Below are 25433 nucleotides of genomic sequence, written 5' to 3'. Positions count from 1 at the left end.
GCCTTTTTTATGTGTTGTGCTGCCTCCAAACGCCCTGCCCGGCGCCACGGCGGGCATCGCCCTCCCTCCCCCCGGAGGGCGATTTTGCAACGCAGGCCCATGACGCAGCGCCTGCGCCTTTGGCAATGGCATTGCAGAAAGCAGGCCGATCATCGCCCCCCAGGGAGGGCGCTGCCCTCATCGCCAGACGGCCCGGAGTCAAGCCGCAGGCGCCGGGCCATCGCCTGCCCGTCCCGTCACGCCAAAGGCGTGCCGATCAATAACGGCGCACCTTTGGTGCGACGGGGAGGCGATTTGGTGAGGCTGGGTGGAAGTCATCGAAGTCACGCCAAAGCGGCATCGTAAAGTGGCACGAAGCCACGTTAGGATCGCCACCCCACGGGCAGGCGCTGGCCCTCGGGAACTACCGCTGCCGCCCCACCTGTCGGCAGATCAGGATCACCGGCAGCAACCCCATCGCCACGATCACGAGGCTCGGCACCGCGGCCCCGTTCAACCGCTCATCACTCGCCAACCGATACGCCTGCACCGCAAGCGTGTCATAATTGAACGGCCGCATGATCAGCGTCGCGGGCAGTTCCTTCATCACATCGACGAAGACGATCAGCAGCGCGGTCAGCAGGCTGGGCGCGAGGATCGGCAGATGCACCCGGCGCAACGTACCCAGAGGCGTCTGCCCCAGCGAGCGTGCGGCGGCATCCATATTGGCATGCACCATGGACTGCCCGCCCTCGTAGGCGCCAAGCGCCGCGGCCAGAAAGCGCACCAGATAGGCCAGCACCAGCAGCCAGATCGACCCGGTAATCAGAAGGCCGGTGGAGATATCGAAGGTCTCACGCATCCAAGCGTCGAGCGCGTTGTCGAAGGCCGCGAAAGGCACCAGCAGACCCACCGCGATCACCCCGCCCGGCACCGCGTAGCCAAGCCGCGCCACATAGGCCGCGCCCTGCGAGACCCGCCCCGGGCGCAGCCGCCGGTAGAACCCCACGCTGATCGCCGCCAGCACCGTGAGCACCGCCGCGACCCCCGCAAGCGTCACCGAATTGCGCATGAAACCAAGGTAGCGCGGGCTGAACAGGCTTTGCTCACTGTCGAGCCCCATGGTCACGAGGATTACCACCGGCAGCACCGCCCCAAACAGCACCGGCACCCCGCAAAGCACGATCGCCGCCGCGGCCTGCCAGCCCTTCAACTCGGCCGGCGGCGCGGACTGGGTCCGGCGCGCGGGGTCGTGATACTTGGCCTTGCCGCGCTGCGCCCGTTCCAGCATCGCCAGCAGCAGGGCGAAGCTCAACAGGCAGAGCGCCAATTGCGCCGCTGCCGCGCGGTCGAACATGGAAAACCAGCTGGTGTAGATACCGGTGGCGAAGGTCTGCACGCCGAAATAGGCCACGGTGCCGAAATCGGCGATGGTCTCCATCACCGCCAAGAGCACGCCGCCCGCAATGGCGGGTCGGGCCAGCGGCAGGCTGACCTTGAAAAACGCGGCCCATGCGCTGGAGCCGAGCGCGCGGGCGGCCAGAAAGGTCGTCCCGCTCTGCTGCAGGAAGGCCGCGCGCGCCAGCAGATAAACATAGGGATAGAGCACCAGCACCAGCATCGCGGCGGCCCCGCCGAGCGAGCGGATCTCAGGGAACCAGTAATCGCGCGGCCCCCAGCCGGTGACGTCGCGCAGCACCGTCTGCACGATGCCGGGATGGTCCAGCACATGGGTATAGGCATAGGCCAGCACATAGGCCGGGAAGGCCAGCGGCAGCACCAGCGCAATCTCTAGAAACTTCGCCCCCGGAAAACGCGTCATCGTGACCAGCCACGCGGCCCCCACACCGATGGCGAAGGTGCCCAGAGAGACCAGCAGCACCAAGAGAAGCGTCGTCACCGTGTAGCGCCCTAGCACCGTGTCGATCAGGTGCTGCACCGTCTCCGTCCCGCCGCTGAGGGCGGCGATCAGCACCGCCAGCATCGGCAGCGCGCAGAAGAGGGCCACGGTCAGGGCAACGCCCGATAGCGCGCGCAGCCCGTCACGGGCGCGGCGCAGGTGGGGCGTCTCGGTGGAGGCGGGGTTCAGCGTCATGCGCCCTATTTCGACGATTTCACTCGGAAATGCCAGAGGGCGCGACGCCGCGCCTCAGTCGTAGCTGCGGGTATCCTCGATCACCAGCCCGTCGCGCGGCAGGCTGCCGGGGGCGACCAGTTCGACACGGCCCTTGAGCTTGAGCAGATCGGCCACGGATTGGGCATAAGCGTCCTTATCCTCTCCGGCGGTCTCGATCTGCACCGTCATGACATCGGCCTCGCCTTCGCGGCTGGCGATGACGCGGGCCTTCTCGATCTCGTCGTGCTGCGCGACCAGCGCCGCGACCTGCTCGGGCCGGACAAACATGCCCTTGATCTTGGTGGTCTGGTCGGCGCGGCCCATCCAGCCCTTGATGCGCATATTCGTGCGCCCACAGGGGCTTTCGCCCTCCAGCACGGCGCTGAGATCGCCGGTGGCGAAACGGATAAGCGGGTAATCGGGGTTGAGCGTGGTGACCACCACCTCACCGACCTCGCCCGGGGCGACCGGGATGCCGGTGCCGGGGGTGACGATCTCGACGATGACCTGCTCGTCGACGATGAGCCCCTCCATCGCCGGGCTTTCATAGGCGATATTGCCCAGGTCAGCGGTGGCGTAGGATTGCAGGCAAGTGATGCCGCGCTCCTGGTAGAAGGCGCGCAGGCTGGGAAAGAGCGCCCCGCCGCCGACCGCCGCCTTGGTGATGTTCAGCTTCACCCCCATGACATCGGCCTTTTCGAGAATCACCTTCAGGTAATCCGGCGTGCCGGCATAGGCGGTGGAGCCCACGTCGCGGGCGGCGGTGACCTGAAGCTCGGTCTGGCCGGTGCCGGCGGGCAGCACCGTGGCGCCAACGGCGCGTGCGCCGCTTTCAAAGATCATGCCCGCGGGGGTCAGGTGGTAGCCAAAGCAATTGTGCACCACGTCGCCCGCGCCGATCCCGGCGGCATGCAGGAACCGCCCCATGCGCCACCAGTCGGGATCGTTGCTCGAAGGCTCATAAATCGGACCGGGCGACTGGAAGACATGGGAGAAGTCATGCACCGGCTTGGTGGTGAAGCCACCGAAGGGCGGCTGGCCGGCCTGCGCCTTGCCCAGTTCGGATTTGCGCAAAACCGGCAGATCGGCCAGCGCTTCGGCGGAGGTGATCTGCGCGGCATCCACCCCTTTGAGCGTGTCGCCATAGCCCGCCAAGCCCTGCGCGCGGGCGATCTGCTGCGGCAAGGCCTGCGCCAAATCGGCCGCCCGTTGGTCGGCGCTGCGGGTTTCCAGATCGTCGAAATGGGGCTTGGTCAGCATCCCTGTCACTTTCCTGCTATGGCATCACTGGAGAGGGCATAGGCCCGCTCAGATCTCATCTTAAGTCTTTCCTTCGGGTCCGGGCGGGCCGGCTTAGCTGAGCCAGCGCTTGCGGCGGCGGTAGCTGCGCACGTCGCGGAAGCTTTTGCGGCCTTCGTCGGACATGCCGAGGTAGAATTCTTTCACGTCCTGGTTCTCGCGCAGGTCTTTGGCGGGACCGTCCATCACCACGCGCCCGGATTCGAGGATGTAGCCGTAATGCGCGAAACGCAGGGCGACGTTGGTGTTCTGCTCGGCCAGCAGGAAGGTCACGCCCTCCTGTTCGTTGACCGATTTCACGATCTCGAAGATCTGCTCTACCAGCTGCGGGGCCAGACCCATCGACGGCTCGTCCAGAAGGATCGTCTCGGGCCGCGACATCAGCGCGCGGCCGATGGCGCACATCTGCTGCTCGCCGCCCGAGGTATATCCGGCCTGTGAGCGGCGGCGCTCCTTCAGACGGGGGAAATAGTTATAGACCATCTCAAGGTCCTGCTGGATCGCGGCATTGCCGTCGCTGCGCGTATAGGCGCCGGTGAGCAGGTTTTCCTCGATGGTGAGGTGCTCAAAACAGTGCCGGCCTTCCATGACCTGCACGACCCCCTGTTTCACGATCTCGGCGGGGTCCTGATGCTGGATCGCGCCGCCGCGGTACTTGATCGAGCCCTTGGTGACCTCGCCACGTTCCGAGGCCAGCAGCCCCGAGATCGCCTTGAGCGTCGTTGTCTTGCCCGCGCCGTTGCCGCCCAGAAGCGCGGTGATGCCGCCCTTGGGCACATTCAGGCTGACGCCCTTCAGCACGAGGATGACGTGGTTGTAGATCACCTCGATATTGTTGACCTCGAGCAGGTTGTCGACTGCGACGTCATTGGTGTTGGCGGCATCCAGCATGGGCATGACCTTTCTTGGGGTTCGAAGATGTCCCCGGCCACCCGCAAGGTGGCCGGGAGCAGGGTTCTTAGCAGTTGCCCTCGATGGCGTTTTCCTCGGCATAGGCCGAGCTGTCGGCATCGATCAGCGGCTGGATCACGTCCTGATCGGACTGCATGAAGTCCGACACGAGGTTCCATTCCTTGGCCTCGGCATCCCACTGGGTCACGGCCACGAAGCCTTCGCCGCCGTGGTTCTCACAAGTGACGCTGAACTCAGGTCCGAAGTCCGGCAGGCCAAGCGCCGCCATCTTCTCTTCGGTGATCTCGAGCTGCTCCATCCCGTCGCGCATTTGGCCGCTGGTGATGTCGGTCACGCCGTGAATCTCCTGCGCAGTGCGCGCGGCCTCGGCCACCAGCATCGCGGCGTAGATGCCACGGTTGTACAGAACGGAGCCGACCTGATCGCCCGCGCCCGCGGCTTTGCCCGCGTCGACAACGTATTTCTGAAGGTCGTCATAGAGCGGATAGTCGGAGCCGACGTTGTGGAAGGTCAGCGCCTTGTAGCCATCGGCCTTGGCGCCCGCGGCCAGCACGTCGTTCTCGGAGCCGGACCACCAGATGCCGATGAACTTGTCCATCGGGAAGCGGATGTTGGCGGCTTCCTGAACGGCAACTTGGTTCATCACGCCCCAACCGTACATGATCACATAGTCGGGCTTGTCACGGCGGATTTGCAGCCACTGTGATTTCTGCTCCTGACCGGGGTGGTCGACGGGCACTTCCTTCAGCTCGAAACCATGTTTCTTGCTCAGTTCCTGCAGGGTGCGGATCGGCTCCTTGCCATAGGCAGAGTTGTGGTAGACCAGCGCGATCTTCTTGCCCTCAAGGCTGCCGCCCTCCTGCTCCATGATGTGTTTCACCGCGACCGAGGCGCCATCCCAATAGTTGGCCGGGAAGTTGAAGACATGGCTGAAGACATTGCCGTTCTTGGCCGAGGTACGGCCCAGACCGGAGGTCAGCATCGAGATGTCATCGGCGGTGACCTTGGGGATCAACTGGTAGGTAATGCCGGTCGAGAGCGGCTGGTACACCAACGCGCCTTCACCTTTGGTGGATTCGTAGCATTCCACGCCCTTCTCGGTGTTATAGGCAGTCTCGCATTCCGGGACGCGGATAGGCTCGCCACCGATGCCGCCGTCACGCTCGTTGAGCAGGGTGAAGTAATCGGCATAGCCGTCGGCGAAGGGGATGCCGCCCGCGGCATAGGGCCCGGTGCGATAGCTCAGCGACGGAAAGACAAGGTCCGCCATCACAGGGCTTGCGGCCATCAGGCCAGCTACGGCCAGTGTTCCCAGTTTGTATTTCATCGGTGTTTCCTCCCTTGGATTGTCCGACTTGGGTGTTTGGGCCGGGTTTCCTCCCTCCGGCCTCGCTTTTCATGGCTCCCGCTTAGTGCGGGAAGGGCCACAATCTCAGTTTTTCCTTGGCCACGCGCCACAGCTGCGCCAGCCCGTGCGGCTCTGCGATCAGGAAGACCACGATCAGCCCGCCCACGATCACCAGCTGCAAATGCGCCACGATATCCGTGGGCCAGCCCAGCCAGTCCACGCCGACGATCTTGAGCAAGACAGGCAACAGTACAAGGAACGCCGCCCCGGCGAAGCTGCCGAAGATGCTGCCCAAGCCCCCGATGATGATCATGAAGAGCACGAGGAACGATTTGTTGATGCCAAAGGCTTCGCCCACTTCCACCGCGCCGAGGTAGATCGAGAAGAACAACGCGCCGGAGATGCCGATGAAGAAGGAGCTGACCGCAAAGGCCGTGAGCTTGGCGCGCAGCGGGTTCACCCCGATGATCTCGGCGGCGATGTCCATGTCGCGGATGGCCATCCACTTACGGCCCACCGAGCCGCGCGTCAGGTTGCGTGCCACCAGCGCCGAGCCCACAGTGAAGATCAGGCAGAACATATAGGTCGCCCAGGCTTCGGTATTGGGGCCGGTGATCAGGATGCCGAAGGTGTCCCGCTCGGGCGCGCTAATCTGGCCAGAGGCGGAGTAGTTGTAGAACCACGGCACCCGGTTGAACAGCCACACGAGGAAGAACTGCGCCGCCAGCGTGGCCACGGCAAGGTAAAAGCCCTTGATCCGCAAGGACGGCAGGCCGAAGAGCGCGCCCACCGCCGCGGTGATGCCGCCCGCCAGCAGGATGTGGATGAACATGCTGACCTCGGGCATGGCCGTCATCAGCTTGTAACAGGCGTAGGCCCCCACCGCCATGAAGCCCCCGGTGCCGAGGCTCACCTGCCCGCAATAACCCACGAGGATGTTCAGCCCGATCGCCGCGATGGCGTAGATCAGGAAGGGCAGGAACAGCGAGTTCACCCAGTAGTCGTTGACCACGAAGGGCACGACAAAGACCGCGATGAACAGCACCAGATAGTAGCGGTACCGGTCGAACCGGATCGGGAAGGTCTGCTGGTCCTGGGCGTAGGATGTGTTGAAATCGCCCGCTTCACGATAGAACATTAGACTGCTTTCCCTTCTGCGGTAGTCATTTGCACTGCGCTTGCCTGCAATGCCCTGCGATAGGGTGCGCGCGTGCCGCGCACCAAGCCGTTATCAATCCGGGGCTTCGCCCTTTGAACAGGCGAAACTGTCCCCCGGACAGTTTCCGGGTAGCCTGTATCAAACCCGTTCAATGATCTTCTCCCCGAACAGGCCCTGCGGGCGGAAGACAAGGAAGACCAGCGCCAGCATATAGGCGAACCAGTTCTCGGTCGCGCCGCCAAGGAAGGGGGCGCCGATGAGGAACTCGAAGAGCTTCTCGCCCACGCCGATGATCAGCCCGCCGACGATGGCGCCGGGGATCGAGGTGAAGCCGCCCAGCATCAGCACCGGCAGCGCCTTCAGCGCGATAAGCGAGAGCGAGAACTGCACGCCCGACTTGGCCCCCCACATGATGCCCGCGACCAATGCCACGAAACCCGCGAGCGACCAGACCAGGATCCAGATGAAGTTCAGCGAGACACCGACCGAAAGCGCGGCTTGGTGGTCGTCCGCCACGGCGCGCATGGCGCGGCCCTGCTTGGTGTATTGTGCGAACATCACCAGCCCGATCACGAGCACCGCCGCGACGATGGAAGCCACGATATCGAGGTTGTCGATGAAGAAGCCGTAGCCGGTGGCGTTATAGGTGAATTCGTCGATCCAGACGTTGATGCCCTGCGGCAGGCCGACGTCGAGCGTCTTGATCTCGGACCCCCACATCAGGTCGCCCACCCCTTCGAGGAAATAGGCCAGACCGATGGTCGCCATGAAGAGGATGATCGGCTCTTGCCCCACGAGGTAGCGGAAGACGAAGCGCTGCACGCAATAGGCCAGCACGATCATCACGACCATCGTCAGCACGATGGCAAGGAACGCCGGAATGTGCCAGCCGAAGTGATGCACCTCGGTGCCAAGGATCGCGTTGATCAAATGGCCGAAAGGCACCTGCCCTTCCATCACGCCCACCAGCGTCAGCGCGGCGAACAGCGCCATGACGCCTTGGGCGTAGTTGAAGATGCCCGAAGCCTTGTAGATCAGCACGAAGCCGAGCGCCACGAGCGCGTAAAGCACCCCGGCCATCAGCCCGTTGAGAAAGACCTCGATCGTAAACGCCAGTTGCTCAGGCATCATTGGCCCTCCCCAAAGTCAGAACGGCAGTGTCGTTGCGGGTGATCAAACGGGCCTCAGTCATGGGCCACCCCCAGATAGGCGTCGATCACCTCTTGGTTGTTGCGCACCTCGTCGGGCGAGCCGTCGCCGATCTTGCGGCCGTAATCCATCACGACCACGCGGTCGGACAGGTCCATGACCACGCCCATGTCATGTTCGATCAGCGCGATGGTGGTGCCGAACTCGTCGTTCACGTCGAGGATGAAGCGGCTCATGTCCTCTTTCTCTTCGACGTTCATGCCCGCCATCGGCTCGTCCAACAGCAGGATCGTCGGCTCGGCGGCCAGCGCGCGGGCCAGCTCGACCCGTTTCTTCAGACCGTAGGGCAGACGCGCCACGGGTGTCTTGCGGATCGCCTGAATCTCAAGGAAGTCGATGACCTTTTCGGCGATCTCGCGGTTCTCAATCTCTTCACGCTCGGCCGGGCCTTTCCAGAAGGACTGCGCCAGCATCCCGGTCTTCATCTGCGTCAGACGCCCCGTCATCACGTTGTCGAGCACCGACATGCCCTCGAAAAGCGCGATGTTCTGGAAGGTCCGGGCGATGCCCTGCTGGGCCACCTGATAGGGTTTCATCGGGGGCCGCTTGGCGCCCTTGTACCAGACCTCGCCCTCTTGGGGCACGTAGAAGCCGCTGATCACGTTCAGCATCGAGGACTTGCCCGCCCCGTTCGGCCCGATGATCGCGCGGATTTCGCCCTCGCGGATGTCGAAGGAAATATCCTTGATCGCCTCCACGCCGCCGAAGCGCAGGGTGATGTTCTTCATCTCCATCACCGTCGGGCCGGCCATGGTGCGGCCGTCGTCGGTGACATAGCTGTCAGCCTGATCTTTCACGCTGTCCCTTTCCATAGTTCCCGCCTGCCCGGCACTGACGCTGGCCGCGCTCATTCCGCTGCCATCCGGCGGCTGACCGGCTGCACCGCGGCCTCGCGGATTTCGAGCGTCGCCTTGATCGAGCCCTTGCGGCCGTCCTCGTAGGTCACTTCCGTCTCGGTGCTGACCTTGTCGGAGCCGTCATAGAGAGCGGCGATGATGTCGGCGTATTTCTCCTCGATGATCTTGCGGCGCACCTTGCGGGTGCGGGTCAGCTCGCCATCGTCGGCGTCGAGTTCCTTGTGCAGCACCACGAAGCGGTGCACCTGACAGCCCGAAAGCATCTCGTCCTCGGCGACCGAGCGGTTCACCTCCTCCACATGGGACTGGATCGTGTCCATCACCTGCGGATGCCGCGCCAGTTCCTGATAGGAGGCGTAGCCGATGTTGTTGCGCTCGGCCCAGTTGCCCACCGCCGTCAGGTCGATGTTGATGAAGGCGGTGCATTCGGTGCGCTGGTTGCCGAAGACCACGGCCTCGAGGATGTTGGGGAAGAACTTGAGCTTGTTCTCCACGTATTTCGGCGCGAAGAGGCTGCCGTCGGCCATCTGGCCTACGTCCTTGGCGCGGTCGATGATGCGCAGATGGCCCGAGCTTTCCTCGATGAAGCCCGCGTCGCCGGTGGCGACCCAGCCTTCCGGGTCCTTGGTGTCGGCGGTGCTTTCGGGGTTCTTGTAGTATTCCACGAAAACGCCCGGCGAGCGGTAGAAGACCTCGCCATTGTCAGCGATTTTCAACTCCACGCCCGGGCAGGTCACGCCCACGGTATCGCTGCGCACCTCGCCATCGGGCTGCGCGGTGATGAACACCGTTGCCTCGGTCTGGCCGTAGAGCTGCTTCAAGTTGATGCCGAGCGAGCGGTAGAAATCGAAGATCTCCGGGCCGATCGCCTCACCGGCGGTATAGCCCACGCGCACGCGGCTAAAGCCGAGGGTGTTCTTCAGCGGGCCATAGATCATCAACTCGCCCAGTGCGTATTTCGCGCGGTCCCAAGCGGACACTTTCTTGCCGTCCAGAATGGCAGGGCCGACCTTGCGGGCATGGGCCATGAAAGTGTCGAAGAGCCACTTCTTGAACCGGCTCGCGTCCTCCATGCGGATCATGACGGAGGTGAGCTGCGTCTCGAACACGCGCGGCGGGGCGAAGTAATAGGTCGGCCCAATCTCGCGCAGGTCGACATGCATCGTGTCGGCGCTTTCGGGGCAGTTGGTGCAGAAGCCGGTCCAAAGCGCCTGACCTACGGAGAAGATGAAGTCCCCCACCCATGCCATCGGCAGATAGGCGAGGATCTCGTCATTGCGCTTGAGGTCGTCGAACTCCGACGACGACTTCGCCGTCTCGATCACGTTGCGGTTGCTCAGCACCACGCCCTTGGGCTTGCCGGTGGTGCCCGAGGTATAGAGCATCACGCCGGTGGAATCGTAATCCAGCTTGGCCTGACGCGCCTCCAACTCGGCGATATGTTTCTCGCGGTTGGCGCGGCCCATCTCCTGCACGGCGGTATATTGGTCGAGCTTGGAATGGTCGTATTTGCGCAGGCCGCGCGGGTCGAGGTAGATCATCCGCTCGAAGTCGGGCAGCTGGTCCTGCACCTCAATAATCTTGTCGACCTGCTCCTGATCGCCGACCACGGCAAGGCGCGCGCCGCAGTGGCCCATGACATAGGCCATCTCTTCGGCATTGGCGTCCTGATAGAGCGGCACTGGCACGGCACCGGCCATTTGGGCTGCCATCATCGCCCAGTAGAGATAGGGACGGTTGCGCCCGATGATGGCGACGAAATCGCCCTCGTTCAGCCCCAGCTCAAGAAACCCGAGCGCCAGCGCCTCGACCTCGTCGCGGGTCTGCGACCAGGTCCAGCTCTGCCAGATCCCGTATTCCTTCTCCCGGTAAGCGGGGGCGTTTGCGAATTCACTTGCGTTGCGGTGCAACAGCGCCGGCACGGACTGAGGTCCGTCGGCACGCGTCAGCGGCTTGGCCAAATTGTCTTCCTCCCATGCCCGCCCTCCCCGGCGGGTTCGATCGCTTGTGCGATTCTATGATCCCACAAGTGACGTTCTCTTTTTTGTGGAGGTCAACTTTTTCCTGATCTTTTCCGAATTCTAACGAATTGTTACAGCACCCCCGCGGCCCATTTTCCGCTAGTCGATCCCATTGGCGCGCTGCACTTCGCGCACATAGGTCACGATGGATTTCACCTCTGCCGGGGTAATCCCTTCGACCGGAGGCATATTGCCGAAAGACCAGTGATGCTGGCGCACGCCATTGGTGGCCGCGACCATGAAGGATGCATCGCCGTGGTGGCTGGGCTCATAAATCTTATGGATCAGCGGCGGACCAACCCCCTCGCGCCCGGCGGCGTTGACCCCGTGGCAGGCGGCGCATTTTGCCTCGAACGCCCGTGCGCCGATCTGCGCGGGTCCGCTCAGGCTCTCTGGCACGGTGACCTTCACCATGGCCGCGCCGCTGGCAGTGGGGGCCGGAGTCTCTTCGCTCTGCCACCAGATATACCCGCCTGCCAAGACCAGTGCCGCCGCTGCGCCTGCTCCGATTTTCTTGTTCATGCTCTGCCTTTCAGATTTCCATTCGGCGCGCTTCTCGGGGCCTCCAGCGCAAGAAGGTCAAGCGCGATTTACGCGCGGCTCTTTGCCTTTCGCCCGCGCGGTGCTAGCCCTATGCGAAAGGATGCCGATGCAGATCACCGACGACCAAACCAAAGCGCTGACCAATGCCGGTCTGAACCTGATCGCTCAGGCGCTGACCATCTATGACAGCGACCTTCGGCTCGCGGTCTGCAACGCCCCGTTTCAATCCATGTTCGACCTGCCGGATCGGCTGGTGACCCCCGGCGCGCCCTTTGAGGATACGATCCGTCATCTGGCTGGCACCGGCGAGTATGGCGAGGTGGGGGATGTCGACGCTTTCGTCGCCGAACGGGTGGAACAGGCCCGCGCCTTCGTGCCGCATTACATGGAGCGGACCCGCTCGAACGGGCGCACCATCAGCGTCGAAGGCTCGCCCCTGCCCCAAGGCGGCTGGGTCACCGTCTATACCGATATCACCAACACCAAGCGGCAAGAGGCGCTGTTGCGCGCACGGTCGGACGCGCTGAGCGATCAACTGCTGTCCCATGCCGAACAACTCGCCGCCACGAACCGCCAGTTGGAGGCGACGATCACCGCGCTGGAGGAAGCCAAGCGACAGGTCACCGAAAGTGAGGCCCGCACCCGGCTCACGACCGAAATGATGCCCGCCCATATCGCCCATGTCGACGCGAGCGGGCATTATATCTACTCCAACCGCCGCCTCTCCAGCGTGATGCCGGGGCGGCCCAGCAACATCTACGGGCTGCATATCAGTGACGCGCTTGGGGCGGCGGCCTATGCGCGGATCAAACCCGCGCTGACCCAAGCCTATGCGGGCAGCCCGGCGGTGATCGAATTCACCCATGACGAATCCGCCCGCCGCATCCGCGGTGCCTTTACCCCAGACGGGCGCGGCGGGGTCTATATCCTGTCGATGGACATCACCGAAGAGACCCAGACCCGCGTCGCCCTGCAACAGACGCTGAAACGCGAGTTGGCCTCGCGGATGATCTCTGGGCTGGCGCATGACTTCTCGAACCTTTTGACGATCATCCTCGGGATGCAATCGAAACTCGCCCGGCTGCCCGACATGCCGCCACAAGCGGGTGAATTGGTCGAAGGCACCTTGGCCGCCGCACGGCGGGGCGGCACGCTGCTCAGCTCCATCGCTGATGTGACCGAACCCCGCGCCCTGCGCCCCGCGGCCACCGACCCCGCCGCGTTGCTGAGTGAGCTTTCGACCCTCGCCGCCCCCACCCTGCCGCCGAAATGCGCGCTGGTGGTGCGCAATGACGCGCCCGAGGGCGCGGTGCTACTCGACAAAGGCCGGGTGCAGGATGCGCTGTTGAACCTCATCCTCAACGCCCGCGACGCCTGCGGCGCGCGGGGCACGATCACGCTGACCCAACGGCTGGTGCATGACACATGGATCGAATGGGTGATCCACGACACCGGGCCGGGCTTTGCGCCCTCGGCGCTGGAGCGTGGGGTCGAGCCGTTCTTTACCACCAAGGGCAGCGAGGGGTCAGGGCTGGGCCTGTCAATGGTCTATGACATGACCAAATCCTCAGGTGGCGACCTGCGGCTGAGCAATGCGCCCGAGGGCGGCGCGCAGATCAGCCTGCGCCTGCCCTACCGCGCCGCCGTGCCCGCCACCACCGGGCTGGTGCTGCTGGTCGAGGACACCACCGATATCCGCGCCGTGGTGCGCGACATGCTGATGGATCAGGGCCATTCGGTGATCGAGGCCACCAGCGCGGATGAGGCCACCGCCCTCATCGCCGATCTGCCCGACATCGCGCTGGTGCTGTCGGACATCCAGCTTTCGGGCGAGGGCACCGGGATCGACCTTGCCCGCCGCGTCGGCAGCAGCCTGCCGCTTTTGCTGATGACCTCCCTGCCCCCCGATCACCCGCTTTTTGTCGAGGCCCAGACCCTCGCGCCGGTGCTGCGCAAACCCTTTGAAAAAGACGATCTGCAAGCGTTGATCGCCCCATTGAAAGCCACCGCCCCATGAGCCGTGATACCGCCCCGCGCCCGCTGGTCACCATCCTCGACGACGAACCGGAGATCCGGCAGATGCTGTCGGACACGCTGGAGGAAGCGGGCTTCGACACGCTCAGCTTTGGCCGCGCGCGGGCCTTTGAGGCCGCATTGGCGAGCCATACGCCGGATGTCTGCCTCGTCGATCTGTCGCTGCCTGACACCGACGGGCTGACACTGGTGCACCGTCTGGCGCTGGAGCAGGGTGCCATCGTGATCATCATCTCGGGCCGCGCGCAGGTGCAGGATCGGGTCACGGGGCTGGAGCTTGGCGCCGACGACTACATCATCAAACCCTTCGACCCGGCCGAGGTCGTGGCCCGCATCCGCGCCCGCCTGCGCAGCGCCAAGCCGACGCCGCAGGCCGGCACCACGGCGCGGTTCAACGGCTGGACCGCGCATTTCGACCGCTATGTCTTGCAGGACGCCTCGGGCGCCGAAGTGACTTTTTCCCATGCCGAGGGCGAGGTGCTGCGGCTCTTCCTCGACGCGCCGAAACGCCTGATCAGCCGCGCGCAAATGCAAGAAAGCCTCGGCGGCGTCGCCTCGGAAAGCTTCGACAGGGCGATGGACGTGCGCATCTCGCGGCTGCGCACGAAGCTTGGCGAAGACCCGAAGAACCCGCAGTTGATCAAGACGATCTACGGCGCGGGCTATATCTTCCTCGGCGATGTGGACTGGGACTGAGCGCGTTTAGAGCGCCGCCACCGCCCGCCCCAACACCTCGACTGCCGCGACCAAATCGGCCTCATCCGTGTCTTCTTCGAAGGCATGGCTGATCCCGCCGATCGACGGCGCGAAAAGCATCGCCACCGGCATCAGCCGCGCCACATTGGTCGCGTCATGCAGGGCACCCGAGGGCATCTTGCGCCATTTTCCGGGCGCCACCGCTTCAGCCGCCTTCGCCAGCGCATCGCGCAGCCGCGCTTCCATGGCAACCGGCTCCAGCCCCAGCATCGGGCCAAAGGACAACTCCATCCCGCGTGTCTCGGCCACCTCTTGCGCGGTTTCGCGGATGATCTTCTCCATCCGCCCCAGACGGTCGCTATCGCCGTCGCGCCATTGCATGGAAAACACCGCCTTGCCCGGCACGATGGACGAGGCATTGGGGTGCAGGCTGACATGGCCGATGGTCCAGACGGTGCTCGGCGTCACCACATTGCGCAGCCGGTCGTTGAGTAGACTGTTGAATTCCGACACCGCCTGAAAAGCATCGCGCCGCACCGCCATCGGCGTGGTGCCCGCGTGGTTCTGCTGGCCCTCGAAGATCACCTTCATATCGCGAATGCCGACGATGTCGCTGACCACGCCGATCTGCTCACCACTGTCATCCAGCGTCGGCCCTTGTTCGATGTGCAACTCGATATAGCCGGTGAACTGCGCGGGATCGACGGGGCCGGTGACCATATCCGCCATCGCGCGGCGCGCCTCGGCCAAGCTGACCCCGGCGTCATCCGTAAAGCCATCGGCTTTGGCCTGATCCAAAGCGCCGGACCAGACCGTCGACCCGGTGGTCACGCCAAAGCGCCCCTCTTCGTCCTGAAAGGACACGACCGAGACCGCAGGCCCTCCGGCCTCACCCGCCGCGCGGGCGACTTCAAGCGCGGCGATCACGCCCAAGGCCCCATCAAGCCAGCCACCCTCAGGCTGGCTGTCGGAATGCGACCCCAACAGGATCGACGGGCCGTCAGCAAGCCCAAAGAGGTTGCCCATGGCATCGACCTCGACCTTCAGCCCCGCATCGCGCATCCGCCCGGCAAGCCATTCGCGCGCTTCCACATCGGCGGCGGAATAGGCCGGGCGCACCACGCCCTTGCCCACACCCGCAGCGCCAATGGCGCGCAGGTCGTGCAGGTCTTTCAAAAATCGGGCGGCATCAATCTTCATTCTTCCAAACTTTCCTTACTCGGCGGCGACGGCCCCTTTCGCCGCCTCCACCCTGACGGCAGAGAACTTAAACTCCGGGATCTTGCCATAGGGGTCAACCGCTGGATTTGTCAGGATATTCGCCGCCGATTCGACATAGGCGAAGGGCAGGAAAACCATGTCGGGCGCCACGGCGCGATCCGCGCGGGCCATGATCTCGATACTGCCGCGTTTGGTCGACAGCCGCACATGCTCCCCCGGGGGCACGCCAAGGCGGCGCAGGGTCGAGGGGTGGAGCGAGCAATTCGCCTCCGGCTCCAGTCCGTCGAGCACCTTGGAGCGCCGGGTCATCGAGCCGGTGTGCCAATGCTCTAACTGCCGCCCAGTGGTCAGGATCATCGGATAGGCGTCATCGGGCGCGTCATCCGGGGCCACGATCGCGGCGGGGGTGAATTTGGCGCGGCCTTCGGGCCGGGGGAACCCGTCGCTAAAGACAATGGCCTGCCCGGGATCGTTTTCGCTGAGCGACGGGTAGGTCACCGCATTCTCCTGCGCCAGCCGGTTCCATGTGATATTGTCGAGCGAGGCCATGTTGCGCTTCATCTCGGCAAAGACCTCCGCCGGGCTTGTGTAGTTCCAGCCCAGCCCCAGCCGCTTGGCCAGTTCCACCTCGATCCACCAATCCTCGCGCGCTTCTCCGGGCGGCGTCACCGCCGGGCGGCCCATCTGCACCTGCCGGTTGGTGTTGGTCACCGTGCCGGACTTCTCGGCAAAGGCAGAGGCGGGCAGGATCACGTCGGCATAATTCGCGGTCTCCGTCAGGAAGATATCCTGCACCACGAGATGGTCGAGCTTCGCGAGCGCCGCGCGGGCGTGATCGACATCCGGGTCCGACATCGCCGGGTTCTCGCCCAGCACATACATCGCCTTGATTTCGCCCTCGTGCACCGCGTCCATGATCTCGGTCACCGTCAGCCCCTTCTCGGCGCTGAAATCATCCGAGCCCCAAACCTCCGTGAAAGCCGAGCGCACGCCGTCGTCGCCGACGGGCTGGTAGTCGGGCAGGAACATCGGGATGAGGCCCGCGTCCGAGGCGCCCTGCACGTTGTTCTGCCCGCGCAGGGGGTGCAGCCCGGTGCCGGGGCGGCCGACATGGCCTGTCATCAGCGCCAGCGAAATCAGGCAGCGCGAATTGTCGGTGCCGTGGATGTGCTGGCTCACCCCCATGCCCCAGAAGATCATCCCCGCTTTGGCCCCGGCGAAGGTCCGCGCCACGTCGCGCAGCACCTCGGCCTCAATGCCGCAGACGGCGGCCATGGCCTCGGGCGGGAAGACCTTCAGATGCGCCTTCTCGGCCTCCCAGTTCTCGGTATAGGCTTTGATGTATTGTTCGTCGTAAAGACCTTCCTCCACGATCACATGCATGATCGCGTTCAGCATCGCCACGTCGGTACCGGGGCGGAATTGCAGCATATGCGACGCAAACCGGCGCAGGCCCTGCCCGCGCGGGTCCATGACGATGAGCTTGCCGCCGCGTTTGGTGAACTGCTTGAAATAGGTCGCAGCGACGGGGTGGTTCTCCACCGGGTTGGCACCGATCACGATGGCCACATCGGCATTCTCGATCTCGTTGAAGGTGGCGGTGACCGCGCCGCTCCCGACATTCTCCATCAGCGCCGCGACCGAGGAGGCATGGCACAGCCGCGTGCAGTGATCGACGTTGTTGTGACCAAACCCCTGCCGGATCATCTTCTGGAACAGATAGGCTTCCTCATTGGTGCATTTGGCGCTGCCGAAACCCGCCACTTCGCGCCCGCGCCCTTTCAGGCCCTTGGCGGCAAAATCGAGCGCCTCGTCCCAGGTCGCCTCGCGGAACACCTCGCCCCAGTTGCCGGGGTCGACGTTCAGCCCCTTGGCGGGCGCGTCGTCGCGGCGGATCAGCGGCTTGATCAGGCGGTGGTCGTGGTGGATGTAATCAAAACCAAAGCGCCCCTTGACGCAGAGCCGTCCCTCGTTCGCTGGGCCGTTGATCCCTTCGACATATTTGACCTTGTTGTCCTTCACCTTGAGCGAGATCTGGCAGCCGACGCCGCAGAAGGGGCAGACGCTGGCGACCTCCTTGTCAAAGTCGGCAGAGTCACCGACCTGCCCCTCGTCGACCACGCTTGCGGGCATCAGCGCGCCGGTGGGACAGGCCTGCACGCATTCGCCGCAGGCCACGCAGGTCGAGGCACCCATGGGATCGTCGATGTCGAAGACCGGATAGGCGTCATGGCCGCGTCCCGCCATGCCGATCACGTCGTTGACCTGCACCTCACGGCAAGCGCGAACGCAAAGGTTGCACTGGATACAGGCGTCGAGATTGACCCGCATCGCCACATGGCTGTCGTCCAAAAGCGGCACGCGGTCACGCTCCAACTTCGGAAAACGGCTTTCCTCTACGCCATTCAGCGCCGCCATTTCGCGCATGTGGCTCGACTTGTCATGCGCCACGTCCTGCGCGGGTTGGTCGGCCAGCAGCAGTTCCATCACCATCTTGCGGGCATTCTCGGCCCGCGCGTTGTTGGTGGTGACGACCATCCCCTCGGCAGGTTCGCGGATGCAGGACGCCGCCAGCACGCGCTCACCCTCGATCTCAACCATACAGGCGCGGCAATTGCCATCGGGGCGGTAGCCGGGGGCGGGTTTATGGCACAGATGCGGGATTTTCAAACCCCGACCGTTGGCCACTTCCCAAATGGTCATGCCGGCCTCGGCCTCGACGGTCTGCCCATCAAGCGTGAATGTGATCCTCTCGGCCATGGCTGCCCCCTCCCCTTGGCTATTGCCCAAACTATAGGCAAAATCCGGCGCTTGTCAGGGGCCAATCCCGACACCCCGTCACGGATAAACGCCGCGCCAGTGCATTGCGGCGCATTGCATTGTATGGCCCGACAAGCTGCCCTATCACTTGGGCGAACAGTGAAAGCCATTTGATGTCCCACATTACCCTGATCCGCCACGGCCAAGCCAATTCCACCGCCAAGGACGAGCTGAGCTATGACCAACTCAGCCCGCTTGGCCATGAGCAAGCCGCGTGGCTGGGCGACCATCTGCGCCAGAGCGAGACCTACCACACAAGGCTCTATACCGGCACGTTGACCCGTCATATCGAAACGGCGGAGGGGATGAACACCGGGCTGGAGCCGATCCGCGACGCACGGTTGAACGAGCTGGCGTATTTCACCCTCGCCAATCTAATGGAGCAGCAGCACAAGGTGCCCTTCCCCCGCGAGGGTGAGTTCGTGCACCACCTGCCGCAGGTCTTTGACTATTGGAAAGCGGGCAAGCTTGCCGATACGCCAGAAACCTATGAAAGTTTCGAGACGCGGGTGCAATCCGTCCTCGCCGAGATCGCCGAGGGCGAAGGCCCGGCGCTGGTGGTGACCTCGGGCGGGTTGATCTCTCTGGCGATGGCGCAGGCGATGGGCGTGGGGATTCCGGCGATGGCGCGGCTGGCGCTGGCGATCATGCATACGTCGATGCACCGGCTCTTTCCCATCGGCGGGCATTGGTCGCCGGTGCTGTTCAACGCCGTGCCGCATCTTGACCGGCCCGACCGCCGCCTTGCACAAACGCATATGTAACCCCTCGCCCGCGAAAGGCTGACCCATGCTGAAACTTCACTACGCCCCCGGCACGATCTCGGTCGCCGTTGCCATCGCCCTCGAAGAAGCGGGGCTGGCCTATGAGCCGGTGAAGGTCGATTTCGCCAGCGCCGAACAGACCGCAGCACCCTATCTGGCGCTGAACCCCAAGGGCCGGGTGCCGACCCTCGTGACCGAAGCGGGCAGCGCCCTGACCGAGACCGGCGCGCTTTTGGACTATGTCGCCGCCCGCGCGCCCGATGCGGGGCTGGTCCCTGCCGACCCTGAACACGCAGCCCATATGCGCGGGGTAATGTACTACCTCGCCTCGACCATGCATGTGGCCCACGCGCATAAAATGCGCGGCCACCGCTGGGCCGATCAGCAATCCAGCTTTGACGATATGAAAGCCAAGGTGCCGCAGACCATGGCCGATTGCGCCGCCTATATCGAGAACCACGCCTTTAGGGGTGACTTCGTGGCGGGCGATGCCCTGTCGCTGGCCGATCCCTATCTCTTTGTCGTCTCGGGGTGGCTGGCCGGTGACGGGGTCGACCGTGCGGCCTACCCACGGCTCGACGCCTTCGCCGCCCGGATGGAAGACCGCGACAGCGTCAAGACCATGCGCGCGAAAGGATTCTTGGCATGACCCACCTATGGCTCCGCGCCGAGCAGCGCGACAATGAGACCCGCACGGGGCTGACGCCCGAAGGGGCCGCCGCGCTGATCGCACCCGGCATGAAGGTGAGCGTCGAAGACAGCGACAGCCGCGTAATCCCCACCGCCGCCTATGCGCAGGCGGGCTGTGAGATCGTTCCGGCCCATAGCTGGCCAGACGCCCCGCGCGATGCGGTGATCTTTGGCCTAAAGGAACTGCCCGAAGACGGCACGCCCCTGCCGCATACGCACATCATGTTCGGCCATGCCTACAAGGGCCAATCCTCGGGCCGCAAACTGCTGGAGCGGTTCAAGGCGGGCGGCGGCACGCTGCTGGATTTGGAGTACCTGACCGATGACACTGGCCGCCGCGTTGCCGCCTTTGGCTATTGGGCCGGTTTCGCGGGAGCGGCCGTCTCGGTCAAATGCCGCATCGCGCAGCTGCGCGGAGAGACCTGCGGCCCGGTTGCGCCCTACGCTAACGCCGAAGCGCTGAAAGCCGCATTGACCGAAGAGCTTGCCCAAGTTGACGCGAGCGGCGACCGCGCGCTTGTCATCGGGGCCTTAGGCCGGGTGGGCCGTGGGGCGAGCGATCTTTGCGCGGCACTTGGCATCCCCGTCACCGGTTGGGACATGGCAGAGACGGCCCACGGCGGGCCCTTCCCCGAGATCCTCGACCACGCCTATTTCTTCAACTGCATCCTCGCAGGGCCAGACACCCCCGCCTTTATCCGCCCCGATGCCCCTCAGGCCGAGCGCGCCCTGCGCGTGATCGGCGACATCGCCTGCGACCCCGACAGCGCCTTCAATCCGGTGCAGGTCTATGACCGCGCGACCACTTGGGCGGAGCCAGCGCTGCGCGTACATGACGCCCCGCCGCTGGATGTCATGGCCATCGACAACCTGCCATCCATGCTGCCGCGCGAAAGCTCAGAGGATTTCGCGGGCCAGTTGCTGCCGACCCTACAGGCGCTGCCAAAGACGGATCATGCCGTCTGGCAACGTGCGCGAGATCTGTTCACTCAGCATGTCGCCGAGGTCTGACCTTCAGGAAAAGAACCGGTAGTACAGCCAATCCGGCAGGAAACGCCCCAAACGGAACAGCAGTGAGAAGCCGTAAGGGAAGTCCAGTTTAAAACTGTCCCTGTTCATATGCTCGAAGACGCGGCGCGCGGCGTCATCGGGCTCCATCAAAAAGGGCATTTTGAAATCGTTCTTGTCGGTCAACTGGGTCTTGATAAAGCCCGGGTTGATCGCCTGCACCTGCACGCCGGTCTTGCGCAGATCGGCATGCATGCATTCCGCCAGCGACAGCGTCGCCGCCTTGGAGGCCGTATAGCCGATTGACCCGGGCAGCCCGCGATAGGCGGTCAGGCTGGAGGTGATGACGATATGACCGTGATCCCGCGCCACCATCTGCGGCACCACCTGCCCCAGTACGCGCATCAAGCCGGTGAAGTTCACATCGGCCATGGTCACCCCATGTTTCGCGTCCCAATCCTGCGCGCCAAAGGGCCAATAGGCCCCCGCCAGATAGACCAGCCCGTCGATTGGCCCCACATCCTTCGCCGCCTGCGCCACGTCTTCGTCATCGGTCACATCCATGATCCGCACCCGTGCCCGCCCCGGCAGCGCCTGCGCGAGTTCGGTCAGCTTGTCTTTGGACCGGGCAGAGAGGATCACCTCGGCCCCGGTGCGGCTCAGCTGATGCGCCAATGCTGCGCCAAGCCCGTCGCTCGCGCCCACCAGCCAATAGGTCTTGCCTTGCCAGTCTTTCATCTTTCCTCCGTCGGTCGCAGGGTGGCGACCAATTCTGCTACTTTGATCCCGAACTTCCGAAACTGGCTGCGATTGACGATGGTGCCATCGGGGGTGAGATACATCCAATCGACGGTTTTCAGCACATGGCTGCCCAGTTCCTCGGGCAGTTGGATACGATAGCGCAACTGCAATGTCGGACCAGCCTGAACGCCCTGCCCCACCCCGATCACATCCGGCGCGGTGCTGGTGAAACGGCCATTCTCGCCCAGTGTCACGGTCCACTCGCGCTGCTGACGCGAGCCATCGTTATAGCGAAAACTCTCGGCCACGGTGGCGACATCGCCCTCCCAAGACACGTCGAACTTGGCCGTGAAACTGCTGGTGACCCGACCAAGGGGGCCGAAAATCACGCCCTCGCAGATCATCTCATCGCGCAGATGCAACCGCAGGTCGAAGACGGGGAAAGAATCCACATAGTCGCTGGGCGATTGCCCGTGAAACTCCCCCAACCGGCGGCGCAGGAAGGTGAGCAATAGACCAAGGCCCAGCCCGACAGCGATAAAGATCAGCGGCTCTGTCACGATGTCTCCACGTCTTTTGCACCGGCGAGAAGAGCGATCGCCAGCAATTTCAGGGCGCAAGGTACACCGGCATAGAACCAGATCAACAGGGAGATGGATGTATCGGAACTGGTTCCCGTTGCGGTCTGCAACCCTGCGCCTTCTAAGGCGGGAAGTAGGGCCGCCGCCGCGAAAGCCAAGGTCAGTTTGGACACGAAAGACCAAAGGCCAAAGCCTTCGGCCGCCGAGGGAGAGATCTGCGCCATGCGGCTGGCGAACATGGCAGGCAGTAGGGTCAGGTCGGCCCCCAAGACAGCGCCGGAAGCCAGACAGACCAAGGCGAACAGCACGACATCCCCCGGACCCAAAAACAGCGCCCCGCCGAAAGCGGCGATGCCCAAGGCCATCGCCGCCAAGAGCACCCGGCGCGGGCCGTGGCGTTCGGCCAGCATCCCCCAAAGCGGTGCTGCCGCCGCCGCCGCGATGAAAAACAGCAGCAAGAGCGGCCCCTCCCATCCCGGTGCCTCAAGCGCCAGTTCGACATAGAAGAGAAACAGGGTCGAGGTCACGGCCACCGGGGCGGCATTGACCAAGGCGATCAGCAACAGCCGCCGCGCCAGCCCGTCGCGCAAGACGGTGCCGAAACCGCTCGCGCCCGGCAGCTCTGCCGCCCGCCACTCCTTGCGCATCGCGACCACGGCCCAGAGCGCTAGAACCGCGAAGCCCACCGCGAAACCGGCAAAGGGCCGGTCCAGCGCCAAGCCCAGCAGCAGGGGCGCGACCGAGGCGAGACAGACGCCCAAAAGCGCCCCGGTCTCGCGCCAGCGCGCGAGGGTCAGATGCCCGGCCCCCGGCAGGCTGTCGGCCTTGGCCACCCCTTGGGCATAGAAACAGATGGTCAGAAAGCTGAAGGCCGAGAAGACCAGCGTCAGCATCAGGGCAAACCACAGCACGGGCGCCATCGGCGCGGGCACCGCGAAAAGCCCTAGCATCGCCAGCGCCATCACCGCCCCCGCCCCCGTCACCGCCAGCCCGCGTTTGTGGCGCAGCGCTTGGGCCAGCCATCCGAGCGCGGGGTCTTGCACCACGTCCAACAACCGCAATCCAAAAAGCACAGAACCAAGCGCCGTCAGCGATACCCCGTATTCATCGACATAGAACTTCGGCGCGTGAATGTAGATTGGCAGCCCCGCCGCGGCGAGCAATGCGGCGAAAAGCGCATAGGCGGGCAGCCGGGCCGCGCGCGCCCTCATCGCCCGCCCGCGCCATGGGCCGCATCACGGGAAACCTCGACCTGCGGTGCCTCGGGGCGGTTGCGGAACCCGGCCCCCTTGAGGCAGAGCTTCAGCGCCTGCCAGTGGATCAACGCCAGCACCCGCCGCGCCCCAAAGGGGCGGCGCAGCAGCGACCAGAGGATACGGCCATTCGTCAGCGGCGCACGCGGCCCGGTCAAGGTGGCGATCAACCCGTTCCCCCCATCCGAGAAATCGATCCAGATGCCGATCCGCTCAGCGCTGATGTCAAAGCGAAAGACATAGCCGCCCGAGATGTCCTGAAAGGGCGAGACATGCATGAGCTTCGCGGCCCGCAAGCGATCCTCGGGCGCGATGGGGCGCAGATCGGGGTGGTGGCAGAGATAGGAATGCCGGTCACCATAGGTATTCGTGACCTCGGCAATCACGGCAATCAGCGCATCATCCGCCCGACGGCAGAGCCAAAAGCTGACCGGGTTAAAGACATGGCCCAGCACCCTCGGCTGCGCCAAAAGTTCGATCCGCGCGACCCCGGAGATGTCATGCGCCGCCAAAACCTCGCGTACCCAAGGGGCGCCGCGCCCCTGCCCCGGCGCGCCGCCGTGGTCGCTGTCGTGCAGGCTGGTCACATTCGCACCATTGCGGGCGAAAAGCGCGGGCGTCCTTAACGCCTCGGCCTCGGCGTCGCAGATCACATAGTCGACCGAATAGCGGAAACGGTTCTCGACCGCGCCCTTGCGGCCATGGAAGGTCTGGCCGCGGATATGATCGACCTGCGCCGTCACTCCGCCGCCAAAGGCGCCACCCGCGCGGCTTGCATCCGCTCGACCACATCCACCGCGCTGGCCAGCCCGTCTTCGTGGAAACCATTGCGCAGCCACGCCCCGCAGAACCATGTGTTATGGCTGCCGTTAAAGGCGCGCACCTCGTCCTGCGCGGCCAAGGCGGCAAGGTCATAGACCGGGTGGCGCAGGGTCACTTGGTCATAGATCAACTCCTCGCGGATGGTGCGTTTGGTGTTGAGCGTGACAAAATGCGGATCGTCCTGCGGGATCGGTTGCAGCGAGTTCATCCAGTAGGTCAGGTCGATCCGGTCGGACTTCTGCTCACGATCCTCGGTATAGACCCATGACGCCCAAGTGGAGCGCCGCTTGGGCATGATATTGGCATCAGCGTGCAGCACGATGTCATTGGGCTGGTAGCGGATGGCGCCGAGGGCGCGCTGCTCGGCCTCCGTCGGATCGGAAAGCATCGCCAGCGTGTCGTCGGAATGGGCGGCAAAAATCACCTCGTCGAAGGCCTCCCACTCCCCGCCATAGGCGCGGACCTCGGCCCCCTGCGCCGTGCGGCGCACCGCCTGCACGGGGCTGTCGGTGCGCAGGTCGACACCTTTGGCGCGCAGCGCACTCTCCAACCGGTCGACATATTGGCGCGAGCCGCCTTTGACCGTGTACCACTGATGCTGGCCGGAATAGTTCAACAGCGCGTGGTTCTCGAAGAAATTGACCATGGCATGGGCGGGGAAATCCATGATCCTTTCCGCCGGCGTGGACCAGATCGCGCCCGACAGGGGCGACAGGTAGAAGTCGCGGAAATATGGCCCGGTGCCCAGCTGGTCGAGAAACTCTGCGATGGTCATCGACGGGTCGCGCGACACGGCCAGCGCGTTCTTGTTGAAATGCAGAATGTCCCTCAGCATCCGCAGGAAAGGCGGGCTGAACATATTGCGTTTCTGGGCGAAGATCGCGTTGAAATTGGTCAGTGCATATTCCAGCCGCCCGCCATCAATCGACGCGCCAAAGCTCATGTTCGAGGGCACGACCGGCACGTCCAACTCCGCAAAGAGCGCCGCAAGATGCGGGTAGTTGGCATAGTTGAACACGATGAACCCGGTATCGACCGGCTGATCGCCATTCTTGCCCGCGATCACCGTCCGCGCATGGCCGCCGATCTTGGCCCCCGCCTCATAGAGGGTGACGCGGTCCGCAGATGCCAGCATATGCGCTGCCCCCATGCCGGAAATCCCGCCGCCGATCACGGCAACACGCCGCCCAAGCGGCTGTTGAGGGAGGGTACTGTCGTTCAGAGCTTCAAAAGGCATAGGCGTCCTGCTTTAGTCCGGAACTTTGGATATGGGGCACCCACGGGTAAAGGGGAGTTAAAGTTGCAGCGCCCGATAGATTTTCTTGGAAGAATGCACGCAGCACCGCGACCGCGTGCAAAG

Annotated in this window: 21 protein-coding genes; 5 read left to right on the top strand and 16 right to left on the bottom strand. The window is 64.2% G+C overall.

Features of this window, described 5'->3' with window-relative positions; all coding sequences use genetic code 11:
- Positions 1–403: 403 nt before the first annotated feature.
- From FCK22_RS05300 to FCK22_RS05260, 9 genes are all read right to left on the bottom strand, one after another.
- On the bottom strand, positions 404–2074 hold the full coding sequence (locus FCK22_RS05300; RefSeq protein WP_136720266.1) for an iron ABC transporter permease: 1671 nt from the start codon (positions 2072–2074) through the stop codon (positions 404–406).
- 54 nt (positions 2075–2128) lie between these two features.
- Positions 2129–3355: an AMP-binding protein gene (locus tag FCK22_RS05295; RefSeq protein ID WP_067267745.1), complete on the bottom strand. Its 1227-nt coding sequence runs from the start codon at positions 3353–3355 to the stop codon at positions 2129–2131.
- A gap of 93 nt (positions 3356–3448) precedes the next feature.
- Positions 3449–4285 (bottom strand): ABC transporter ATP-binding protein, encoded by an 837-nt coding sequence (locus tag FCK22_RS05290; protein WP_067267747.1) that lies wholly within the window; start codon positions 4283–4285, stop codon positions 3449–3451.
- 67 nt (positions 4286–4352) lie between these two features.
- Entirely contained in the window at positions 4353–5633 is a 1281-nt protein-coding gene (locus tag FCK22_RS05285) for an ABC transporter substrate-binding protein (RefSeq protein ID WP_067267748.1), read from the bottom strand.
- A gap of 82 nt (positions 5634–5715) precedes the next feature.
- Complete coding sequence (locus FCK22_RS05280) at positions 5716–6792, bottom strand: branched-chain amino acid ABC transporter permease (protein WP_067267750.1); 1077 nt, start codon at positions 6790–6792, stop codon at positions 5716–5718.
- Positions 6793–6951: 159 nt separating this feature from the next.
- Complete coding sequence (locus FCK22_RS05275; RefSeq protein ID WP_067267752.1) at positions 6952–7941, bottom strand: branched-chain amino acid ABC transporter permease; 990 nt, start codon at positions 7939–7941, stop codon at positions 6952–6954.
- A 56-nt stretch (positions 7942–7997) separates the two neighbouring features.
- Positions 7998–8819, bottom strand: a complete 822-nt coding sequence (locus FCK22_RS05270; RefSeq protein WP_136720272.1) for an ABC transporter ATP-binding protein — start codon at positions 8817–8819, stop codon at positions 7998–8000.
- 50 nt (positions 8820–8869) lie between these two features.
- Positions 8870–10840, bottom strand: a complete 1971-nt coding sequence (locus FCK22_RS05265; protein ID WP_067267753.1) for an AMP-binding protein — start codon at positions 10838–10840, stop codon at positions 8870–8872.
- A gap of 159 nt (positions 10841–10999) precedes the next feature.
- Complete coding sequence (locus tag FCK22_RS05260) at positions 11000–11422, bottom strand: cytochrome c (RefSeq protein ID WP_067267755.1); 423 nt, start codon at positions 11420–11422, stop codon at positions 11000–11002.
- A gap of 127 nt (positions 11423–11549) precedes the next feature.
- Here FCK22_RS05260 and FCK22_RS05255 point away from each other — a divergent pair, with 127 nt between their 5' ends.
- Together FCK22_RS05255 and FCK22_RS05250 are read left to right on the top strand one after the other, a co-directional pair.
- On the top strand, positions 11550–13460 hold the full coding sequence (locus FCK22_RS05255; RefSeq protein ID WP_067267757.1) for a PAS-domain containing protein: 1911 nt from the start codon (positions 11550–11552) through the stop codon (positions 13458–13460).
- Complete coding sequence (locus tag FCK22_RS05250) at positions 13457–14173, top strand: response regulator transcription factor (RefSeq protein WP_067267759.1); 717 nt, start codon at positions 13457–13459, stop codon at positions 14171–14173. The genes FCK22_RS05255 and FCK22_RS05250 overlap by 4 nt, the downstream gene beginning before the upstream one ends.
- Before the next feature lie 6 nt (positions 14174–14179).
- Here FCK22_RS05250 and FCK22_RS05245 read toward each other — a convergent pair whose 3' ends face one another.
- Positions 14180–15373, bottom strand: a complete 1194-nt coding sequence (locus FCK22_RS05245) for a Zn-dependent hydrolase (protein ID WP_067267760.1) — start codon at positions 15371–15373, stop codon at positions 14180–14182.
- Between the two features lie 15 nt (positions 15374–15388).
- A complete protein-coding gene (gene fdhF / locus FCK22_RS05240) occupies positions 15389–18154 on the bottom strand; it encodes a formate dehydrogenase subunit alpha (RefSeq protein WP_067267762.1) in 2766 nt (921 codons plus the stop codon).
- Positions 18155–18327: 173 nt separating this feature from the next.
- On the opposite strand from fdhF, the gene FCK22_RS05235 reads away from it, so the two are divergent.
- From FCK22_RS05235 to FCK22_RS05225, 3 genes are read left to right on the top strand one after another with little or no spacing between them, the layout of a single operon-like run.
- Positions 18328–18978, top strand: coding sequence for a histidine phosphatase family protein (locus tag FCK22_RS05235; RefSeq protein WP_067267764.1), 651 nt, complete (start codon positions 18328–18330; stop codon positions 18976–18978).
- A gap of 25 nt (positions 18979–19003) precedes the next feature.
- The gene (locus FCK22_RS05230) at positions 19004–19627 is read left to right on the top strand and encodes a glutathione S-transferase family protein (RefSeq protein ID WP_067267765.1); all 624 of its coding nucleotides are present in this window, start codon (positions 19004–19006) and stop codon (positions 19625–19627) included.
- A complete protein-coding gene (locus FCK22_RS05225; protein ID WP_067267767.1) occupies positions 19624–20679 on the top strand; it encodes a saccharopine dehydrogenase in 1056 nt (351 codons plus the stop codon). Before FCK22_RS05230 ends, FCK22_RS05225 begins: the two co-directional genes overlap by 4 nt.
- 3 nt (positions 20680–20682) lie before the next feature.
- Here the strand turns inward: FCK22_RS05225 and FCK22_RS05220 are convergent, their stop codons facing one another.
- The 5 genes from FCK22_RS05220 to FCK22_RS05200 are packed head-to-tail and all read right to left on the bottom strand — an operon-like array spanning position 20683 to position 25310.
- Entirely contained in the window at positions 20683–21414 is a 732-nt protein-coding gene (locus FCK22_RS05220) for an SDR family NAD(P)-dependent oxidoreductase (RefSeq protein WP_067267769.1), read from the bottom strand.
- On the bottom strand, positions 21411–21977 hold the full coding sequence (locus tag FCK22_RS05215; RefSeq protein ID WP_067267771.1) for a DUF3833 family protein: 567 nt from the start codon (positions 21975–21977) through the stop codon (positions 21411–21413). Before FCK22_RS05215 ends, FCK22_RS05220 begins: the two co-directional genes overlap by 4 nt.
- On the bottom strand, positions 21974–23209 hold the full coding sequence (locus FCK22_RS05210; RefSeq protein ID WP_067267773.1) for an MFS transporter: 1236 nt from the start codon (positions 23207–23209) through the stop codon (positions 21974–21976). Before FCK22_RS05210 ends, FCK22_RS05215 begins: the two co-directional genes overlap by 4 nt.
- Positions 23206–23994, bottom strand: coding sequence for a DUF1365 domain-containing protein (locus FCK22_RS05205; protein ID WP_067267775.1), 789 nt, complete (start codon positions 23992–23994; stop codon positions 23206–23208). The genes FCK22_RS05210 and FCK22_RS05205 overlap by 4 nt, the downstream gene beginning before the upstream one ends.
- Positions 23991–25310 (bottom strand): FAD-dependent oxidoreductase, encoded by a 1320-nt coding sequence (locus tag FCK22_RS05200; protein WP_067267777.1) that lies wholly within the window; start codon positions 25308–25310, stop codon positions 23991–23993. Before FCK22_RS05200 ends, FCK22_RS05205 begins: the two co-directional genes overlap by 4 nt.
- Between the last annotated feature and the right edge of the window lie 123 nt (positions 25311–25433).

Source organism: Sulfitobacter sp. 15WGC (genome assembly GCF_005068605.1).
Lineage (GTDB): Bacteria > Pseudomonadota > Alphaproteobacteria > Rhodobacterales > Rhodobacteraceae > Sulfitobacter > Sulfitobacter faviae.
Note: the sequence above shows the minus strand (reverse complement) of the source record. Positions and strands in the feature narration are given on the sequence as shown.

What these genes read in the sequence shown, in the direction of transcription:
- FCK22_RS05210 (WP_067267773.1), bottom strand. Translation starts at nt 23,209, where the DNA reads ATGAGGGCGCGCGCGGCCCGGCTGCCCGCCTATGCGCTTTTCGCCGCA.
- FCK22_RS05250 (WP_067267759.1), top strand. Translation starts at nt 13,457, where the DNA reads ATGAGCCGTGATACCGCCCCGCGCCCGCTGGTCACCATCCTCGACGAC.
- fdhF (WP_067267762.1), bottom strand. Translation starts at nt 18,154, where the DNA reads ATGGCCGAGAGGATCACATTCACGCTTGATGGGCAGACCGTCGAGGCC.
- FCK22_RS05225 (WP_067267767.1), top strand. Translation starts at nt 19,624, where the DNA reads ATGACCCACCTATGGCTCCGCGCCGAGCAGCGCGACAATGAGACCCGC.
- FCK22_RS05260 (WP_067267755.1), bottom strand. Translation starts at nt 11,422, where the DNA reads ATGAACAAGAAAATCGGAGCAGGCGCAGCGGCGGCACTGGTCTTGGCA.
- FCK22_RS05275 (WP_067267752.1), bottom strand. Translation starts at nt 7,941, where the DNA reads ATGCCTGAGCAACTGGCGTTTACGATCGAGGTCTTTCTCAACGGGCTG.
- FCK22_RS05295 (WP_067267745.1), bottom strand. Translation starts at nt 3,355, where the DNA reads ATGCTGACCAAGCCCCATTTCGACGATCTGGAAACCCGCAGCGCCGAC.
- FCK22_RS05300 (WP_136720266.1), bottom strand. Translation starts at nt 2,074, where the DNA reads ATGACGCTGAACCCCGCCTCCACCGAGACGCCCCACCTGCGCCGCGCC.
- FCK22_RS05220 (WP_067267769.1), bottom strand. Translation starts at nt 21,414, where the DNA reads ATGAAAGACTGGCAAGGCAAGACCTATTGGCTGGTGGGCGCGAGCGAC.
- FCK22_RS05245 (WP_067267760.1), bottom strand. Translation starts at nt 15,373, where the DNA reads ATGAAGATTGATGCCGCCCGATTTTTGAAAGACCTGCACGACCTGCGC.
- FCK22_RS05280 (WP_067267750.1), bottom strand. Translation starts at nt 6,792, where the DNA reads ATGTTCTATCGTGAAGCGGGCGATTTCAACACATCCTACGCCCAGGAC.
- FCK22_RS05235 (WP_067267764.1), top strand. Translation starts at nt 18,328, where the DNA reads ATGTCCCACATTACCCTGATCCGCCACGGCCAAGCCAATTCCACCGCC.
- FCK22_RS05255 (WP_067267757.1), top strand. Translation starts at nt 11,550, where the DNA reads ATGCAGATCACCGACGACCAAACCAAAGCGCTGACCAATGCCGGTCTG.
- FCK22_RS05200 (WP_067267777.1), bottom strand. Translation starts at nt 25,310, where the DNA reads ATGCCTTTTGAAGCTCTGAACGACAGTACCCTCCCTCAACAGCCGCTT.
- FCK22_RS05285 (WP_067267748.1), bottom strand. Translation starts at nt 5,633, where the DNA reads ATGAAATACAAACTGGGAACACTGGCCGTAGCTGGCCTGATGGCCGCA.
- FCK22_RS05230 (WP_067267765.1), top strand. Translation starts at nt 19,004, where the DNA reads ATGCTGAAACTTCACTACGCCCCCGGCACGATCTCGGTCGCCGTTGCC.
- FCK22_RS05290 (WP_067267747.1), bottom strand. Translation starts at nt 4,285, where the DNA reads ATGCTGGATGCCGCCAACACCAATGACGTCGCAGTCGACAACCTGCTC.